The sequence below is a fragment of the Streptomyces sp. NBC_01116 genome, assembly GCF_041435495.1.
GTDB lineage: Bacteria > Actinomycetota > Actinomycetes > Streptomycetales > Streptomycetaceae > Streptomyces.
In genome coordinates, this window is record NZ_CP108644.1 from 6,935,164 (window position 1) to 6,953,185 (window position 18,022).

Annotated in this window: 16 protein-coding genes; 11 read left to right on the forward strand and 5 right to left on the reverse strand. The window is 70.1% G+C overall.

Translation table 11 applies throughout. The features are described from left to right. Positions 1-86 precede the first annotated feature (86 nt). The 5 genes from OG245_RS30380 to OG245_RS30400 all read left to right on the forward strand — a co-directional run bounded on the left by OG245_RS30380 (position 87) and on the right by OG245_RS30400 (position 8,463). The gene (locus OG245_RS30380) at positions 87-3,182 is read left to right on the forward strand and encodes a lantibiotic dehydratase (RefSeq protein ID WP_371626548.1); all 3,096 of its coding nucleotides are present in this window, start codon (positions 87-89) and stop codon (positions 3,180-3,182) included. Then, positions 3,179-4,444 carry a lanthionine synthetase C family protein gene (locus OG245_RS30385; RefSeq protein ID WP_371626549.1) on the forward strand — a complete coding sequence of 422 codons (1,266 nt, stop codon included), beginning with the start codon at positions 3,179-3,181 and terminating at the stop codon, positions 4,442-4,444. The genes OG245_RS30380 and OG245_RS30385 overlap by 4 nt, the downstream gene beginning before the upstream one ends. A gap of 21 nt (positions 4,445-4,465) precedes the next feature. Next, the gene (fxlM, locus tag OG245_RS30390; protein WP_371626550.1) at positions 4,466-6,535 is read left to right on the forward strand and encodes a methyltransferase, FxLD system; all 2,070 of its coding nucleotides are present in this window, start codon (positions 4,466-4,468) and stop codon (positions 6,533-6,535) included. Positions 6,536-6,625: 90 nt separating this feature from the next. Beyond that, positions 6,626-7,756: a hypothetical protein gene (locus OG245_RS30395; RefSeq protein WP_371626551.1), complete on the forward strand. Its 1,131-nt coding sequence runs from the start codon at positions 6,626-6,628 to the stop codon at positions 7,754-7,756. A gap of 197 nt (positions 7,757-7,953) precedes the next feature. Beyond that, positions 7,954-8,463 carry a topology modulation protein gene (locus tag OG245_RS30400; RefSeq protein WP_371626552.1) on the forward strand — a complete coding sequence of 170 codons (510 nt, stop codon included), beginning with the start codon at positions 7,954-7,956 and terminating at the stop codon, positions 8,461-8,463. Between the two features lie 83 nt (positions 8,464-8,546). Here the strand turns inward: OG245_RS30400 and OG245_RS30405 are convergent, their stop codons facing one another. The 4 genes from OG245_RS30405 to OG245_RS30420 all read right to left on the reverse strand — a co-directional run bounded on the left by OG245_RS30405 (position 8,547) and on the right by OG245_RS30420 (position 11,919). Then, on the reverse strand, positions 8,547-9,050 hold the full coding sequence (locus tag OG245_RS30405; RefSeq protein ID WP_371626553.1) for a hypothetical protein: 504 nt from the start codon (positions 9,048-9,050) through the stop codon (positions 8,547-8,549). A gap of 67 nt (positions 9,051-9,117) precedes the next feature. Further along, complete coding sequence (locus tag OG245_RS30410; RefSeq protein WP_371626554.1) at positions 9,118-10,296, reverse strand: cytochrome P450; 1,179 nt, start codon at positions 10,294-10,296, stop codon at positions 9,118-9,120. A 19-nt stretch (positions 10,297-10,315) separates the two neighbouring features. Further along, complete coding sequence (locus tag OG245_RS30415) at positions 10,316-11,476, reverse strand: MAB_1171c family putative transporter (RefSeq protein WP_371626555.1); 1,161 nt, start codon at positions 11,474-11,476, stop codon at positions 10,316-10,318. Next, positions 11,473-11,919 carry a regulator component gene (locus OG245_RS30420; RefSeq protein ID WP_371626556.1) on the reverse strand — a complete coding sequence of 149 codons (447 nt, stop codon included), beginning with the start codon at positions 11,917-11,919 and terminating at the stop codon, positions 11,473-11,475. The genes OG245_RS30415 and OG245_RS30420 overlap by 4 nt, the downstream gene beginning before the upstream one ends. Before the next feature lie 440 nt (positions 11,920-12,359). Between OG245_RS30420 and OG245_RS30425 the strand changes: the two genes are divergently transcribed. After that, entirely contained in the window at positions 12,360-13,202 is an 843-nt protein-coding gene (locus tag OG245_RS30425) for a helix-turn-helix domain-containing protein (protein ID WP_371626557.1), read from the forward strand. 42 nt (positions 13,203-13,244) lie between these two features. Here the strand turns inward: OG245_RS30425 and OG245_RS30430 are convergent, their stop codons facing one another. Further along, positions 13,245-13,691, reverse strand: coding sequence for a Secondary metabolite protein (locus tag OG245_RS30430; protein ID WP_103514949.1), 447 nt, complete (start codon positions 13,689-13,691; stop codon positions 13,245-13,247). Positions 13,692-14,131: 440 nt separating this feature from the next. Between OG245_RS30430 and OG245_RS30435 the strand changes: the two genes are divergently transcribed. From OG245_RS30435 to OG245_RS30455, 5 genes are all read left to right on the forward strand, one after another. Further along, the gene (locus tag OG245_RS30435) at positions 14,132-14,458 is read left to right on the forward strand and encodes a transcriptional regulator (protein WP_371626558.1); all 327 of its coding nucleotides are present in this window, start codon (positions 14,132-14,134) and stop codon (positions 14,456-14,458) included. A 1-nt stretch (position 14,459) separates the two neighbouring features. Then, the gene (locus tag OG245_RS30440) at positions 14,460-15,479 is read left to right on the forward strand and encodes a hypothetical protein (protein ID WP_371626559.1); all 1,020 of its coding nucleotides are present in this window, start codon (positions 14,460-14,462) and stop codon (positions 15,477-15,479) included. Continuing rightward, the gene (locus OG245_RS30445; RefSeq protein WP_371626560.1) at positions 15,479-16,183 is read left to right on the forward strand and encodes an ATP-binding protein; all 705 of its coding nucleotides are present in this window, start codon (positions 15,479-15,481) and stop codon (positions 16,181-16,183) included. The genes OG245_RS30440 and OG245_RS30445 overlap by 1 nt, the downstream gene beginning before the upstream one ends. A gap of 119 nt (positions 16,184-16,302) precedes the next feature. Continuing rightward, the gene (locus tag OG245_RS30450) at positions 16,303-16,869 is read left to right on the forward strand and encodes a WhiB family transcriptional regulator (RefSeq protein WP_371626561.1); all 567 of its coding nucleotides are present in this window, start codon (positions 16,303-16,305) and stop codon (positions 16,867-16,869) included. After that, on the forward strand, positions 16,866-17,927 hold the full coding sequence (locus tag OG245_RS30455) for a DUF2637 domain-containing protein (protein WP_371626562.1): 1,062 nt from the start codon (positions 16,866-16,868) through the stop codon (positions 17,925-17,927). The genes OG245_RS30450 and OG245_RS30455 overlap by 4 nt, the downstream gene beginning before the upstream one ends. The last annotated feature ends 95 nt before the right edge of the window (positions 17,928-18,022 follow it).

An 18,022-nucleotide genomic window follows, 5' to 3' on the forward strand; every position in this document is an offset into this window, starting at 1 on the left:
CAGGTCATGAACCGCGGTCGGTGCTGTCGCGCTACTCGGCGCGTCGGCTCCGACCGCCCCTCCAGACGCACGAAGGGACACGTCACGTGGCTATACCCCCAGCGTTCAAGGCGGGCACGACCGCCCTGGTGCGCGCAGCCGCTCGACCGTCGGTGACCCAGCTTCCCCTACCGGACTTCGACGACCGGTCCTTCCGAGCCGAGGAGTTGGAGGAGGTCACCACCGGACGCCTCGCCTGGATTCGCAGCATCTGGCACGACCCGGGCATCGCACAGGCCCTCCGCCATGCCAGCCCGGTTCTCGCCGCCGAAGTCGAGGTCCTGGAGGGTGCTAACTCCCCTTCTACCCGCGAAGTCCGCCGCGTTGGAGTGTCGGTGGCGCGCTACCTCCTGCGCGCGCTGCACCGGCCCACACCGTTCGGACTGTTCGCCGGAGTCACCACGGCCACCTTCGACGCCGAGCCCCACTCCCGCTGGGGCCGGAACCACCTGGTCGTGGCCCGCGCCGGTGCGGAGTGGGTGGGGAGGCTGACCGAGCAGTTAGAAAGAAGCGGAGAGCTGCTGCCGCTCCTGTCGGTCGTCGTCAACAACACCACCTTCGAGCGCGACGGCAGTCTCGTCGTTCCCTACCAGGACGACGGGCCGACCGGTCAGCGGCGAGCGGTCGAGGTGTCCGTCGAGCTGTCGGCGCCGGTCCGGCTTATCCTCCGCGCGGCTGACGCGCCGATCCGGATCGGGGAACTCGCCGAGAAGCTGATGGCCGAGTTCCCGGCGGTGGCCCCGGAGCGCGTCAAGCGGCTCCTCGCGGGCCTGGTGCGGCGGCGCGTGCTGATCACCAACCTCCACGCGCCGGCGACCGAGACCGACGCGCTCGGTCACCTGGTCACCCAGCTCGACGGGGTCCGTGCCGAGGACATTCGTCTCCTGGCACCCGTCGTCCGGGAGCTGCGCGCCGTCCACGCCGGGCTGGAGCAGTGCGGCACCACAGAGGGCCGGGACGCCGTAGCGACCCGGATGCGTGATCTGGTGCCGGGCCTCCGGCGTCACCCGCTCGCCCTGGACCTGTGCCTGGACGCCACCGTGGTGCTCCCTGATCTGGTCGCCCGCGAGGTCGAGCGCGCCGCCACGATCCTCACCAGGATCTGCGCCCGCCCGTACGGCACCGAGCCGTGGAACGAGTACCACCAGCGGTTCTACGAACGGTTCGGCGTCGGCACGATGGTGCCGCTGCTGGAGGTCGTCGCGGACAGCGGCATCGGCTACCCCGACGGATACCCGGGCGGGCCGACCGGAGCGAGCCGCCGGCGCCTGTCGCCGCGGGACGACGTGCTGCTCGGCCTCGCCCAGGCCGCCGCGCTCGACGGCCGCGACGAAGTCGTGCTGACCGACGAGACCGTGACCGCCCTGGAGCGGGGACCACAAGAGCCACGGGTACCGCCCCACTTGGAGGTGGGCGTGCGACTGCACGCGGCCAGCCTTGCCGATGCCCGCCGCGGTCGGTTCACCGTGGAAATGACCAGCGTGGCCCGCGGAGCGGGGGTGACCGTCGGACGCTTCCTCGGCGTCCTCCCCACTGCGCAACGCGAGCGCCTACAAGCGGAGCTGGCTGACCTGCCCACGGCCGACGCCGGCACGGTGGCCGCGCAGCTCTCCTTCCCCGCGCTGTTGCCCGACACCGCCCACGTCACCCGAGCCCCGCGTGTGCTGCCGCTGGTGATCAGCCTGCAGGAGCACCGCGCCCCCGACGCCGCGGTGCTCACGCCGGCGGATCTGGCGGTGGCGTGCGACGGGCGCCGGATGTACCTGGCTGCTCCGGACCGCGGGCTGCGCGTCGAGGCCGTCGGCATGCATGCGCTCAACCTTGCCGAGCACACCCCGCCCCTGGCGCGGCTGATCACCGAGGTGTCCCGGGCGCAGAACGCCCAGGTCACCAGGTTCGACTGGGGCGCCGCCGCAGCGATGCCGTTCCTCCCCCGCCTGCGGTACGGCCGCATCGTGCTGGTAGCAGCCCGCTGGAGGCTGGAGGCCGACGACCTCCCCGACCGCCACCGGCCCGGCGCGGACTGGGACGCCGCACTGTCCGGCTGGCGGGAGCGCCGCCGCCTGCCGCAGCACGTGCTCCTCGTCCAGGACGACCGGCGACTGCCGCTCGACCTCGATGAGCCCGGCCACCGGAGCCTGCTGCGCCAACACCTCGACCGCGCCGGTACGGCGCTGCTGACGGAAGCCGCTCCTCCTGGGGCGGACGGCTGGAGCGGGGGCCGGGCCCACGAGATCGCGGTCCCCCTCAAAGCGGTCCGGCCTCCGGCCTGGCCTGCGCTGCCCACTCCGACCACCGCCCGCACGCTCTCCCCAGCTCAGATCCAGACCCCCGCCACCTCCCCGGTGATCCTCGTAGCCTTGTACGGCGACTCGCGGCGTCAAGACGCCCTGCTGACCCGGCACGTGCCCGACCTGATGCGGCGCCTCGGCTCTCCCCGCTGGTGGTACGTCCGCTTCCGCGACCCCCAGCAGCACCTTCGCCTGCGGATCGCGCTGCCCGACCCGGACGACTTCGCCGACACCACCCACACGGTCAGCGCCTGGGCCGACGAACTGCGGACCGCCGGGCTGCTGGCGGACCTGCGCTACCCCACCTCCTACCGCGAGACGGGCCGGTGGGGCTCCGGACCGGCGTGGGACGCGGCCGAGGCCGTGTTCCGCGCGGACTCACTGGCCACGCTGGTGCAGCTCGCCCAGCCTGTCCGGCCGGCGCAGCGCACGCTCGTGGCCGCGCACTTCTTCGCCATCGCCTCCGCCCTTCTCGGCGGCCCGGACGCCGGCGCGCGCTGGCTGATCGACCACATCGAGCCGACCTCGCCGAACCCGGTACCCCGCTCGCAGTTCACCGACGCCGTGCGGCTGGCAGACCCGCGCGGTGACTGGGCGGCCCTTCGGTCAGCGCCCGGCGGCGCCGCGATCGTGGACGCCTGGGCCGAGCGCACCGCTGCGCTCGCCGCGTACGGGCCGCACCTGTCCGGCCCGCACGCCGACGGCATCGCCGTGGACAGCGTGCTGACCTCCCTACTGCACGTCCACTTCGTGCGGCATGTCGCGGTGGACTTCCCTGAGGAAGAGGTCTGCCTGTACCTGGCCCGCGCCGCCGCCCTGGCCTTCACCGCCCGCGCCGGGAGGCGACCGTGACCCACACAGCAGCCGCGGTGGCCGCCGCCATCGCCGACCGGCTCGCCCACCCCGACCAGGCGCCGACGGCGGCCACTGACGACGCCAACCGGCAGCACCTCGCCTACGGCCCGACAGGCATCGCCCTGTTGCACATCGAACGCGCCGCGGCCGGGCTTGCCCCCTGGCAGCGCGCCCACGACTGGCTGGCCGCCTCGACCCGCGAGCCCTTCACCAGCGGCCCGGACAGCCACCCCTTCTACGGCGCCCCGGCGCTCGCCCATGCCGTGGCGTGCGCCGCCGACCAGCTTCCGGACTCCTACCGGCGTGGCCTCGATGTGCTGGACCGGCAGGTGACGGCAGACGCCCGGCGGCGGCTGGACGCCGCGCACCGCCGGGTCGAGGCCGGGCAGCTTCCGGTGCTCGCCGAGTTCGACGCCATCCGGGGCCTGACCGGGTACGGCGCCTACCTGCTGCGCCGCGACCCGGCGGGCCCGGTGACCCGGGCCGTTCTCGACTACTGCGTGCGTCTGACCGACCCGGTCACCGACAGCGGCGAACGCCTGCCGGGCTGGTGGGTACCGACCGGGCCGTCCGGCAGGCCGGACGACCGCTTCCCCGGTGGGCACGCCAACCACGGCATGGCGCACGGCGTCGGCGCGGTCCTCGCGCTGCTGGCGCTTGCCGCCCGCCGCGGCACCACCGTCACCGGCCACCATCAGGCGATGCGCACCATCCTGGCCTGGCTGGAGCAGTGGAAGGCGCCCACCGGGCGCGGCACGGCCTGGCCGTACTGGACCACCCGCGAGGAACTGCGCAGCGGCCGGCCCGCGGCCTCGGCACCGCGGCGGCCGAGCTGGTGCTATGGCACCGCGGGCTTGGCCCGTGCCCAGCAGCTCGCCGCGCTCGCTCTCGGCGACAGCGACCTCCAGGTCGAGGCCGAGGCCGCCCTGCTGGACGCGCTGAGCGACCGCGTGCAGCTTCGCGTCACCACGGACAGCGGCCTGTGCCACGGCTTCGCCGGTCTGATCCACATCGCGGCGCGTGCCGCCGCCGACGCCGACCGGGCCACCGTCGGCCAGCTCCGCGCCATCATCCCCGCCCTTCTCACCATGCTGGTCCCGCCCGGCACCGACCCGTACGACGCCGCCGCCCTGCTGCTGAAGGACGCGGCGGGCCCTGGGCTCCTCGACGGTGCCGCCGGAACCGCGCTGGGACTGATCACCGCAGACAGCGCGGAGCCGCCCCGCACCGCCTGGGACGCCTGCCTGCTCACCGCCTGAACCCGACCGAAGGACTTCTCGATGTGTCCCGCTCGCTGGCAGCAGCACAACATCACCTTCCCCGACCGGGACACCGGGCGACGGGCTGTCACGGAACGCCTCGCCCCCGTTCTGCTCGCCGCCGAGGCCGACGGGCAGTTCAGCGGCTGGTGGTTCATGAACAAGCAGCCCTGGCGCCTTCGGTACGTTGCCGACCAGCCGTCACCGACCGTGCTGACTCTGCTGGACGAGTGGGGGGCCGACGGCACCGCGCAGTCCTGCACGGCCGGGAACTACGAGCCGGAGACCGAGGCGTTCGGCGGTGCGGACGCCATGGCAGCCGCGCACGCCCTCTTCCACGAGGACAGCCGCCACCTGCTCAACTATCCCGTCAAGGACGGGCACCTGGGGCGGCGCGAGACCGCCATCCTGCTGATGAGCAGCCTGATGCGTGCCTCGGGTCTCGACTGGTTCGAGCAGGGCGACGTGTGGGCGAAGGTCTCCGCACTGCGCCCCGGTACCGGCACGCCCGGGTCCCCGCGCCTTACCTCGGCAATGCGGACCCTGATGACCACCGAAGCCCGCAGCCTGTGCCGCGAGCGCGGGCCGCTGGACGGCCACGGCGACTGGGTCGCCGCCTTCGAGCGTGTCGGCACCACGCTCGCCTACCTTGCCGCCCAGGGCGACCTGACCCGCGGACTGCGCGCCGTCATCGCGCACCACGCCATCTTCCACGCCAACCGTGCCGGTCTGCCGTCCGCCGACCAGCACACCCTGTTCAACATCGCACGAGAGGCAATCATGGGTTCGAGTGAAAACACCGCGTCAGCAACAGAATCAGGCTTTGCGGCCCATAGCGTCAGCACGGTGAACACCGACACACTCGCCGCCCCCGGGGCCAACGCCGAACAGCTCCGCAACGCCCTGGTCGACCAGATCAAGGCCGACGGCCACGCCCGCACCCCCGCGGTCGAAGCCGCCCTGCGCACCGTGCCCCGGCACCTGTTCGTCCCTGACACCTCGCTGGCAGACGCCTACGACAACAGCCCGGTCAACGTGAAGTACGACCCCGAGGGCACCTCGATCTCCTGCGCCTCCCAGCCAGCCGTCGTCGCCCTCATGCTGGACCAGCTCGAAGCCCAGCCGGGCGAGCACATCCTCGAACTTGGCGCCGGCACCGGCTACAACGCCGCCCTGATCGGCCACCTCGTCGGCCCGAGCGGACACGTCACCACCATCGACGTCGATGACGACCTGGTCGAAGGCGCCCGAGCCCACCTCGCCGCCGCTGGAGCCACCAACGTCGAGGCCCTGACGCGCGACGGCGCCCTCGGCCACGCCGAAGGTGCCCCGTACGACCGGATCATCGCCACCGTCGGCGCGCACGGCATCCCCCACGCCTGGCTCGACCAGCTCGCCGAGGGCGGCCGACTCGTCACCCCGCAGCGACTCACGGGCAGCGTCTCGCGCTCCATCATCTACGTGGCGCGCGAAGGCCGGTGGCATTCGGTCGGCTCGGAGATGAACACCTTCATGCCGCTGCGCCGGGGCATCGCCGACGACGACCGCCGCGCCGTGCCGCTCAGCACGGACGGCGCCGTGCGCCTCCAGGCCCCGGCCGGCCTGGCGCTCGACGCCGACGCCCTTGCCAGTGTCCTTGATGAGCCGCGCGTCGAGGAGTGGACCGGGATGACGGTCCGCGCGGGGGAGTCCCCGGAATGGATGGAGCTGTTCGTCTCCTGCGTCATGCCGTCCGGGCTCATCCGGATGCTCTTCCCCCAGACCGCCAAGGGCACGGTGCTTACCGAGGACCCCTACCCCTCGGCCACGGCCGCCGTCGAGAAGGGCGCCCTCACCTACCTCGCGCGGCGTCCCTCGGAGCAGAAGACCCCCGAGGGCGACAAGCTCTGGGAGTTCGGCGTCATCGGCCACGGCCCCGGGAGCGATGAGCTGGCCGCCAAGGTCGCCGACGCGGTCCGCACCTGGGACCGCGGGTACCGCGGCCGGGACGCCGCCTTCGAGATTCTGCCGCTCGACGCGCCCGCGGACGAGCAGCCCGGTGTCTTCGTCCTCGACACCCCGCTGAACCGCGTCCGCGTCACCTGGCAGTAGCTGATCCGCCTGCGTGGTGCCCGCCGACCGGCCGGCGGGCACCACGCGGCCCTTCCCCGCTCCTCGTCGTCTTCACCCCCGGGGGATCACATGGACCCGAACGGACCTATAGCGCAGCGCTTCCCGCTCATCTACCGATTCCGACCCGCGTGCCTGCCCCTGCCCCGGCGCGTGCACGGCTTGGCCGAACTCGCCGACGCCGCAGCCGCAAAGGCTGACCAGGGCCTCGCCTCGGCCGTCTACAACCAGGCCGCCCTCATCGCCTCCGACCTCGGGCTGCCCGACCTCGCGCGGAAGATGTGCCACCAGCACGCCGCCGCCTACCTCCACGCCACCCCCTTGCCCGGCATGACCGCGATCCGCGCCCTCGAACCCGTGGTGAACCTCGCCCGCCTCCAGATCCGCGCGGGCGCCGCCGACGACGGGCGTCACCGTCTGCTGCACCTCTTCGACGCCGTCACCAACGGCACCAGCGCTCAGTTCGAGGGAGTCCACGTCCCGGCCGACCTCACCCTCACCGACACCGACCGCCACGAGGTGCGCACCTGGCTTTGGAAGGTAGTCCTGGCCGACGGCACGCGCACCCTGACCACGGCCGGCCGCTGGGCGGAGGCGCTGGCCCACATCGAGGAACACCGGGGCATCGGGCAGCGCATGCTGGACGGCCGCCAGGTCGCCTTCCTGGCCGCACTCAGCCACACCCCCACCGACGCCGCCGCGCTCATCACCATGACCACACCCGGAGAACGCTGGGAGAACGCCGTCACCGGCTGCCTCGACGTGATGTGCAAAAAGGCCCTTCGCGGCCCGGCCGTACCCCTCCTCGACACGCTGGTCGAGGACTACGTCGAGCACCAACCCGACCAAGGCATGACCGTCTTCGACACGCGCCTCGGCCTGACGATTCTGGACCTGCTGGAGCCGCACCAGGAAGACGAAGCGCACCGGATGGTTGCAGAGCTCCACCGCCGGGCCGTCGTGGCGACCGACGGCTATGCCGCCCGCGAGTGCCTGGCTGACCACCGGTTCACCAGCCTCGCCGAGCCGCGCCAGGTCGAGGCGGCCCGACAGCTCGTCCGTGCATGCGCGCTGGGCAGCGGCAACCTCCCCGCGCCCTGGCTCGCAAGGATGACAGAGGCGCTGCGGGGCAGCGACGAGGTGATCCGTGCCAGCGTCGGGCGATCCCACTCTCAGCAGGAAGGGACTGGTGCACAGGTTTGAGGTGTAGCGCTTGGGCAGCCAGAGCAGCCCATCCTGCACGGCGTCGAGCACCAGGGGAGCCCAGGGGCGCGTGGCAACGCTCATCGTCGATAGAGGGCTCTCTGAGCGCCGAACTGAACAGGCAGGAGAGAGGCCAGACACAGCACGTCCCGCGAGTTGGCTCGCCCATCACCTCAACCTCTCTACGCTGGAGCACCATGAGGAAGGTCGCCATCGTCGGCTGCGGAGGCAGTGGCAAGTCCCACGTGGCCCGCGAGCTGGGCAGGATCCTCGACGCCCCGGTGACGCACCTGGACGCCGCGTTCTACGACGACGAGTGGAACGTTTTGCCCAGGGACAAGTTCACCGACGTGCAGCGCGAGCTGGTCTCGCAGCCGCGGTGGGTGATCGACGGCAACTACAACTCGACGCTGCAGGTACGGCTCGAAGCCTGCGACACGGTGGTCCTGATGGACGTGTCGACCGTGGCGGCCCTGTACGGGATTTTCTCCCGCCAGCTCCGGCACGGGGCCGGGCACAAGGGCAACGGAGTGCACAACCGCATCCACTGGGGCGTGATCAAGTACGTCGCCACGTATCGGCGCAAGATGCGACCCCGCGTGATGGCGAAGATCGAGGAGTTCGGCTCCGGTGCCGACATGGTGCTGCTGGCCAACCGGCGTCAGACGCTCCGTTGGCTGCGGAAGGTGGCCGCCGAGCAGTCCTGACCGGCTCGCGCCCCGGTCAGGGGGTGCTGGATGCACGAGCCCAACCCGTCCTCTGCCGAGGAAACGGCTGACCGCTGTTGCGGTCAGATGGGCCGCAGTACCTGATCAGGCTCTGCGGAAGCAGCCGCAGCGTACTCTGCGAAGTCCACGTTTCCGAGCGCCAGGTCCGCCTGGACGCCGTGTACCGCGGCGGGCACGGCTCGAAATTCACGGGGCTCCGGCGACTCGATGAGTTCCATGTAATAGACGGGGTCGAGGCCACTTACGTCCTCCCAGACTGTCGACAGAGCCAGCAACGCCCGCGCCGGCGACTTCATCGTGCCGTGGTCAGCGAGGAAGACGACCATCAGGTCCCCATCCACCACGGCGGCAAGAACCTCGTCGGGCGTTGCCCCTGACCAAGCGGGCGCTTCGACCAACTGCACTGGTGCGGCAATCTCACCGCCTGGCCCCCACGGGCGGCGCAACTCCCCAACCACCGCATTCCACGACTCGTCGTCGCTGAAGTCGGTCCTGATGACGAGAACGTCGAACAAGTCTCGTCCAATCTCAGGCAGCACTCGCGCAGGGCCCTCCGGCATCGTCATGCCCAGCACTCTCACACGCCGCACTGACACCCAGCCCCTGCGGAAGTGATCCAGAGAAACGTCCTAGCTAGTTCAGGACGGGAAGCGAGGTCAGACCGCGTACAAGACGGGCGTGCCGCCACTGAAGCTGGTCGGGCGGTACGGCGAGCCGGAGGCCAGGGAACCGTGTCAGTACCGCGCGCAGCGCGATTTCCGCCTCGGCCTTGGCCAGGGGAGCGCCGACGCAGCGGTGGATACCGTGCCCGAAGGCGAGGTGGCCGGCAGCGTCCCGGTTCGCATCGAGCTGGTCCGGTGACGGGAACCGTTCCGGGTCGCGGTTGGCGGCTCCGAGGGAGACCAGCACCGGTGCGCCTGCCGGGATGTCGGTGCCGCCGAGCGTGATGGCCTCCGTGGTGTACCGGAAGGTGGCCGTGCTGACGGGGGAGTCGAATCGAAGTAGTTCGTCCAGCACCGCAGGGATGTCGTTTGGGTTCTGGTGGAGGCGGTCGAGTTCGGCCGGGTGCTGGAGCAGGGAGAAGGTCGCGTTGCCGAGGAAGTTGGTGGTGGTCTCGTGACCGGCCACGAGTAGGAGCACCGCGAGGGAGACCAGTTCCTCCTCACTGAGCCGGTCGTGGCCGTCGCGGGCCGAGATGAGGCGGTCGAGGAGCGAGTTGCCGGGGTGTCGGCGCTTGGCGGCGATGAGGTCTGTCATGTAGTCGGCCAGGGAGTGCGAGGACGCGTCGATGACCTGTGGCTGTCCGGCCGCGAACAGTTCGCCGGACCAGCGCTGGATGTCGGGCCGGTCTTCCTCCGGTACTCCGAGCAGTTCGCAGATCACGATGACGGGTAGCGGGACGGCCAAGCCGGTCACGAAGTCGAAGGGCTCACCGACAGGCCACTGGTCCAGCAGGTCGTCGGTGACCGTGGCGATGAACGGGCGCAGTTCCGCGACCGCCCCGGTCGTGAACGCCTTGGTGACCAGCTTGCGCAGCCGGGTGTGCTCAGGCGGGTCGCTCGACAGCATGTTGTGCGCCACTGCGGGGTGGAGGCGCCGCTTTGATTCCTTGCCCGCGAAGAACGCGGAGGTGTCCTTCGAGAGCCGGGCGTCGGCGAGCGCTTCCCTGGCTTCGGAGTATCCGGTGACCAGGTAGCTGAGGCGACCGCCGGATCCGCTGGCTACGGCTTGTACGGGGCATGCCGAGCGCATGGCCGCGTAAGTGGGGTAGGGGTTCTGGAGGAAGCCGGGGTCCTGAGTTGGGTCGGTCATTTCTTCAGGTTCCAATCACTCATGGCCGGCCGTCGTCGCCGACACGCTCGACGTAGGCGTCGGCCACCAGGAGGAGCCACTGTGTGTCGGCGCGTAGATCCTCGCGGGCGGCGGCGTCTACCGACGGAGGTGCGACTTCGTCTGCGTACCGGCCAGCCTTCGAGTCTGCCAGTGCAGCTCGTACGACAGCCGCCTCCACGGCGGCGGCGCCCTGCTCGGTAGCGGTGTGGAAGTTCGACGCCGCGCTCTCCTGCACCCTGCGCGACCGATACGGCCGGAGGGCGAGGATGCCGTCGCTGATCTCGACGACGCGCCGCTGCAGCCGGAAGTCGGAGTCGTCGGAGATGCCGTCGACGTCCTCGGCCGACGATAGGACGATCTGCGGCATCGCGGCTGACAGGTCCTGCCAGAGGGGGCGGAGCGACTCGAAGGACCGGGTTTCCCAGCGGCGACGGCGGGCTTGGTTGATCGGGTAGAGGACAGCGGGCCACGTGAGGCCGAGGCAGATCAGCAGGACGGCGAGTGCCGGGGAGGTGACGCTGAAGGCGCACGTCGAGGTCACGAGCGATGAGCACTGCGCGTGCGTTTCGTCGCCCAGTCCCAGACCGAGGCCGACGATGCGTGTCAGCTTGTAGACGACGTAGACGAGAGCGAACACGCAGCCTGCCGCGGCCACCCGCAGCCCGCCCCGGATGCTGTCGCGCCGAGTCGCCTTCGACTGGCGTACGGCCTGCATCAGGAAGTCGACCACGGAGAACCCGAGGAACGAAATGTAGGGGAGTAGATAGAGCGCGTAGACCTGCGGAGAACGAGCTGTCAGCTGCTCGTAGGCGAACAGCGCGGTCATGGTGACGACCGACGCGGTGAGCAGGGCGAGACGGACCCTGATGCGCCGCCGCGCCTCGTAGGGTTCGAGGTTGAGCTGGAAGGAAACGGCCAGAACCGCTGTGGCGGCACCCAGAGAAGCGCAGTTGCTCAGCAGCCGGCCGACGTGCGGCACGATCGACTCCGCGACGTTTCTGAACAGCGGCGCATAGGAGGCGAAGGCCATGGCGAAGGAGCCGAGAAGCGCGCCCATGGCCCAGGTACCGGTCGGACGGGGCGTTCCGCGTCCGAGCACCCAGTAGCCAGCTATCGACGCGAGCAGCAACGCCATCCCGAGGAAGACAGCATTCGTCATGCGCGGAAGCGGCCTCTCCTGATGGGTTGGGCGAAGAGAGCTTCCCAGCTGTCCGGGCCCCTCTCGGGGCGGTGCGAAGGGGCCTCGCGTTCGCGGTAGATGCGTTGGCGGACGACCGTCGCCATCATCTCCGCCTCGCGCTCGTCAGCAGTCGAGTAACTCGTCCGCCCGGACATACGCATCACCAGCGTCGGGTTGACCCCCAGGGAGCGGGCCGTGTCCGCGTTGACCTCCAGGCTTCCCGGATGATCGCAGTACACATGGCACAGCTCGTGCGTGAGGATGTGCCGCTGGTGGTGGGCGGACGTGCCCTCCTCGTAGAAGAGGAGATCGGCGTCCGGGGTCTCGATTCTCATTCCGCACGGCGCATCGACCGCGCCGAGCGTGCTCAGCGGCTGCAGGACGATGGGCTTCCCGCGAAGCTCGGCTATGGCCTCGCTCAATTGGCGGGTGGTGAATCGGTGCGGCAGACGTAGGAGGTTGATCTGCTCTTCGCACGATGCGCGTAGTCGACGCGTGTCGACTTCTGGCAAGGACACGGTGCTCCCCTTCGGCCTCGGCGGTGCGTCAACTTGTGGGTGGACGGAAGCCCCGAGGATGCCAAGAGAAGGCAGGAACTCACGCTTCCTGGAAGTGGCAGTTCCGATTACGGTTGGTCACTGACGGAGGGGGCGAACCTTCCCGGTCGCCAACTCCTCGCCGTTGGGCGGAAACGTAGGAGGCCGGTGATTCGGGCGCGAGGCGGTTCGCACTCTGAGTAGTTGATTACTTGATTATCCGTTATGTCTGACTACGCTGAATGGCTGAACCATGATCGACCGGATGGGAGTTTGGGCGCCCTGTGGCGCATGTCACCCAGTGAGCGCATCCTAGGCCCGCCCTTATGGACGTGCGGGGCGGGCGGGTCGCGGGTGGCGAAGGTGGCGGCGAGTCGCTGCCTGAGCTGCTGCAATCGTGGCGGCGGCGGGTGAATCCCGATGAGATCCCCGGGCTGACCTCTGCGGGCCGTAGGGCAAAGGGCCTGACGCAGCGTGACGTGGCTCGATTGACCGGGGTGAGTGAACGCTGGTACGGGGCGCTGGAGCGGGGCATGGAGGCCAAGTACTCCGCTGACTTTCTCGATCGACTCTCGTCGGTGCTGGGGCTGAGTCGCGCTGAGCGCGATGCCCTGTACCTGATGGCGGTGGGCCATCCGCCGGTGGTCGCCGCGGTTCCGGAGGCCGGTGCGGCGGCGGAAATGGACGAGGTGCTGCAGCGGTTTCTGGACGGCCAGGCCCCCGATCCCGCCTTCGTGACGGACCTCGCCTGGAACGTGATCGGCTACAACGAACCGCTGCTGGACTGGTTTCCGTGGGCGGCTCACCAGGCCAATCAGATGCGGTGGGCGTTTCTGAGTCCGGAGGCCCACGAGCAGCTCGTGAACTGGGAGCAGGACTGGGCTCGCTCCTACCTCGGCCAGATTCGCTACGAGCGCGCCCGCCATCCGGGCCACGAAGCGCTGCAGCAGCTGGAGCGCGACATCCTCACGAGTTCCCCGGCCGCACGGCAGATGTGGGACCGCCGCGAGGTGGTCGAACACGCCGACGGAGCCCTGCGCAGGCTTCGACTTCCCCACCATCGAGGCCGAGAAGTCGGCGTGCGGATCATGGCCCTGCGGCCCATGCGTAGCGACCGTCTCCGGGTGATCGTGCTGATGGAAGCCGACTCTGAACCTGCCGAGACGTGATCGACGGGAGCGGTGCGCGCTGCTCTGTGTGCGGCCAAGTCCTTACTTGTCGTCGAGCAGTCCCGACGCTTCCGCCTCGTCGGGCATTCCTTCCAGTCGTCGGGCCTGGTCGATCACGGTGTTCACCATGCTCAGGCTCGAAGCGCTGAGACCGTTCGCGCGCAGGGCGACCCGGCGCACCTCCTGGTCGCGCATGGCGGCGACCAGCTGGATCTCGGCACGCTGGCGCTCCGCCTCCTCCTCGTCGAAGAAATAGCCCGGGTTCACGCCGAAGAAGCCGGCCAATGCTCGGATGGTCTGCATCTTCGGGTTCGAGTTGGTGCCGGTGCGGAGCTGCTGGATGGCGCTTGCGGAGATGGTGACGCCGGAGGTGTCACGGATGCCCTGCGAGACCTCCGCGTAGGTGTAAGAGCCGCGGCCCTTCGGGTGTACCTCTCGGAACAGGTAGTCGAGCAACTCCGAGAAGGTGCGCTCGCGCGATTCGGTCATCTCCAGATCTCCGTCATGGAGGCCATCATATCCACCTCAGTGGTGATCATGGTTGGCCAGGTCCAGTGTCTCGCCATTGCAGTTGACGATATAACGTAACTGCAATGTACGTTGTTCATCGGAAACATCCATTGCAGTGTTCCGCTGCTGGTGGGGGCAGGTCTATGGAAGCTGGACTTGGGCCGAGGGTCGCCATATGGTCCTGGTGCCCACAGGCGGAGATCACTGGCTGACGGAACAGCCGGGAGGGGAAGGAGACGAGCACGCGCGGGTCATGACGACCGCAGGGTGCGCAGGGGTGGATGAGACCGGCGCCCGGGAGCTACCAACTCCCGAGCACCGGGCCGACACCCCGAGGGGTACCGATCCACATCTCGCGGGCGGCGGGGCTTTTGCACGAGAACCGCCGCACCGCGTTCCTACGAACAACGGAGTATCACATGCTCGCCACGCCGAGCGTCAACCCGGCCTGCCCGGATACCGAACGACAGCACCGTCTCGCTGCTCAGCTCGCAGAGATGATCCCGGGCGCGGTCACGATCCGAGTCAGCCTCACCGACCCGAGCCGGGCATGGCCCCACCCGCGTGCCGCTATCCGGGACGAGGGCGGGAAAGTCCTGGAGGTGAGCCGGACGACGGCGACGGTCGCTGCGCGCTGGATCCTGCGGGTCTGGCCGGAGGCGGACTGGACCCGGCCGTACACCTTCGACATCCAACGCGCCGCCCTCACCTGCAGCGACCTGGCCGCCGCCGGTCGGAGCCGCTGACATGGCCCGGATACGCACCATCAAGCCGGAGGCGTTCTTCTCCGAGTCGCTCGCCGAAGTGAGCGTCGAGGCCGAGCGGACCTTCTTCGGCCTCCTCACGCAGGCTGACGACCACGGACGGCACCGCGACAACGCCGCGATCATCGCTGGGCTCCTGTGGCCCCTGCGCGCCGAGCACACCTCGGTCCATGTCGAGGACGATCTCCACCAGCTCGCGAGCGCCGGCCTGATCTGCCGGTACACCGGCTGCGATGGCCGCCGCTACCTCCACATCGTGACCTGGTCCGAGCACCAGAAGATCGACAAACCGAGCCAGTCCCGCCTGCCATCGTGCCCGCAGCACCAGGCTGTCGGCCGGTGCGGCCCCTGCAAGGGCAACTGCACAAAGCAGACCGAGGGCTCACCCACCACTCCCGGAGGACTCACCGAGACCTCGCCGAACGCTCCCCGACCCCTCGATCTGCCCGCCCAGGCCACCTCGACGTCTTCCGGGCACGCGATTGTGTCCCTGGCCGACCGGCAGGCAGCCACCGATCACCTGGTCGACGTTCCTGGCGGCTCACGATCGGAAACCACAGGTCAGGAGGCATTCCCAGAGGACTCCTCGAACCTTCCCCGAAGCCTGCCCGAAGGCTCGGCGCCTGGATCTAGGATCTTGGATCCTGGATCTCTTGTCCCTACGGGGCGCACAGCGCCCGCAGCCGGTATCTCCGCCAAGGACCTCGTCGGCGAGTACGTCGCCGGGTGCGACCAGCGCCCCCCGAGCGACGTGATCGGGCACCTCGGACGGATCATCAAGAAGCTCCTGGACGAGGGCATCGCACCGGCGCACATCCGAGCCGGGCTGGCGAATTTCACGGCCAACCCGAAGCACCCGAGCGTGCTGACCAGCATGGTCAACGAGGCGATGAACGCTCGCCCCGACGGTTTGGCGCGGCTGGGAATCCGGCCTAACGTGCCCGCCCACCAGGCCTGGACCAACCCGGCCAATGCGTCTGCCGCCTACGCCGAGGAGCTGTGATGCACACCCGTCACCGCGAACCGCAGCTCCTCGGCAACGAAGCCACGCTGGAGCGCATGGCCCGGATTCTGGCCGCCCGCAACATCGACCCGGCCGACGCCGCGCTGACCGACGACGCCGAGCCCTTCTCGCCGCTGGATGCCCTGCTGGCCGGGATGCCCCCGCGCTATCAAGCGGCTGTCGCCGACCACCCCACGATCCTGGAGTGGGTCCGGAAGGTCACCGACGCGGCCGTCGCACCCAGCCGAGGAGCCCGACGACAGATCACCACCGGACCTAGCCTGCTGATGGCCGGGGTCGTCGGCGCGGGTAAGACGCACCAGGCGTACGGCGCGGTGCGAGGGCTGGTGCAGAGCGGGGTCGGTGTTCGCTGGCGCGCGACCACCGCTGCCGACCTCTACGCCGATCTCCGTCCCCGGCCCGGGGTCGACAGTGAGCGGGAGCTGGCGGCCGTCAGCCGGTGCCCGCTGCTGATCATTGACGACCTCGGCGCGGCCAAGGCCAGCGAGTGGGTCGAGGAAGTGACGTACCGGCTGATCAACCGGCGGTACAACTACGAACTCCCCACGCTGATCACGACCAACCTGGCGATCAAGGACCTGCGTTCCTACCTCGGGGACCGAGTCGCCAGCAGGCTCGCGCAGATGACCACCCGAGTCGAGTTTGAGGCCGTCGACCGCAGACGCCACAGCGCCGCCGCCTGACCCTCCACAGGCCACCCCGCCGGACCGCGCCCTCGTACCGCCGTCCCCCCCGGGCACCTACCGCCAGCGCACCTCTCCGCCGACGCCCCTGCGCGCGGAGAGCGATCGGAGCACCCCGCATGACCAGCACGATGAACGGCCCCGCCCAGCACCGTCAGCTGGGCGACCAGACCTGGCAGGCCGACGCCGTCTGCCAGAGCACCGAGTACAACCCGGTGGACCCCGACGTCTTCTTCCCCGAACCCGACGAGACCGCCAAGATCGCAACGGCCAAGGCCCTGTGCGGCCAGTGCCCGGTCCGGCGCACCTGCCTGGACGCCGCTCTGGAAGGGGGTGACACCGACGGGATCCGTGGCGGCCTGACGGAAGAGGAGCGTGGGCCGCTGCACGACAAGCTTGCCAGCCGCCTCGACTACAGCCGCGTCAATGCCACCATCGCCGGGCGCGACGTGCACCTCACCCATGCGGAGCGCCGCGCGGTCGAGTACGCGGCCTACCGCCACGGGGTGAGCGAGCAGCGCCTGGCCTGGCTTCTGAAGGTCACCGAGGAGCACGCCAAGAAGCGGTACCGCGAGATCCGCCGGGCCGAGCGCAACCGAACCCTGAACCAGCTCACCACGAACACCCGACCCCGCGAGACCAGCGGCGAGCGCCTGATCCGCGACGACTTCGGGACGGCGGCATGAACATCGCAAGCGCGTCGAAGACGGCGCACATATCCGGGTGGGACCGCGCGGCTGTCGTGGCGCTCGGGGGCGCGGGGTGCGCGCTGTCGTACGACGCCCTGCAGCAGATGGCCGTGGCCATCCACATCCGAGGCTTCCTTACCTACCTGTTCCCCCTGGTGATCGACGGGTTCATTGCCTACGGCATCCGAGCCCTCATGGTCCTGCGCAACGCACCACTGCGCGCCCGGCTCTACGTCTGGACGCTCTTCGGCACGGCCACCGCCGCCAGCATCTGGGCCAACGCGCTCCACGCGGTGCGGATCAACCAGGACGCGGTCGCCGGCACCGGCCTCCGGCTCGGTGACGCGGTGGTCGCGGTGCTCTCCACCATCGCCCCGCTCGCCCTGGCCGGAGCGGTCCACCTCTACATCCTCATCGCCCGGGGGCCGGCCAAGGTCAGTGACCGGGAGAACCTCGGTCAGGCTGGTCACCTCGGTCAGACGGATCGGGGCGACGCCACCGAGGTCACCCGGACTGACCGAGCCGGCCAGCAGCGGCCGGCCGCCGGTCAGGTCAAGCCCGGTCAGCCGGTCACCGCCCCGACCGGCAGGCTGTCGCTGACCAAGCAGGGCACCGCCACCCGGTCCCTGACCGGGGATACGAACCCGACGGGCAGCGGCCTGCCGGTCACCGGTGACCGCGTTCGGGCTCACGGAACCCCTGACCTGCGGGGACAGACGGACAGGGCGCGGCCGGTCACTGACCGCCCCGACGACGCAGCCTCGGTCGCTGGTGACCAGGACAGCCCGGCAGCGGTCACCGCCCCGCAGGTCACCCCGTCGCCGGTCGCTGACCGGGACACCCGGACAGCCGGTGACCGGCGGTCTGACCCGGGCACCGAGGAACTGCTAAAGATCGCCCGGTCGGCGGTCAGGGCGGAGGACAAGCTGACCCGCAAGGTTGTCGCCCAGGCGATCCGAGGTCAGCAGATCCCGCTGTCCAGCGACACCCTGACCGCGCTGATGGCCCAGCTCCGCGAGCAGTACCGCCAGCCGGTCACCTCCTCCCGGACCTGACCGAACCTCCACAGAGCGGGTGACCGAGCCGGTCACCCCAGCCGGTCGCCCGCTCCCTACGCCCGCCCGACGCCCCGCCACAGCAGAAGTGGAGA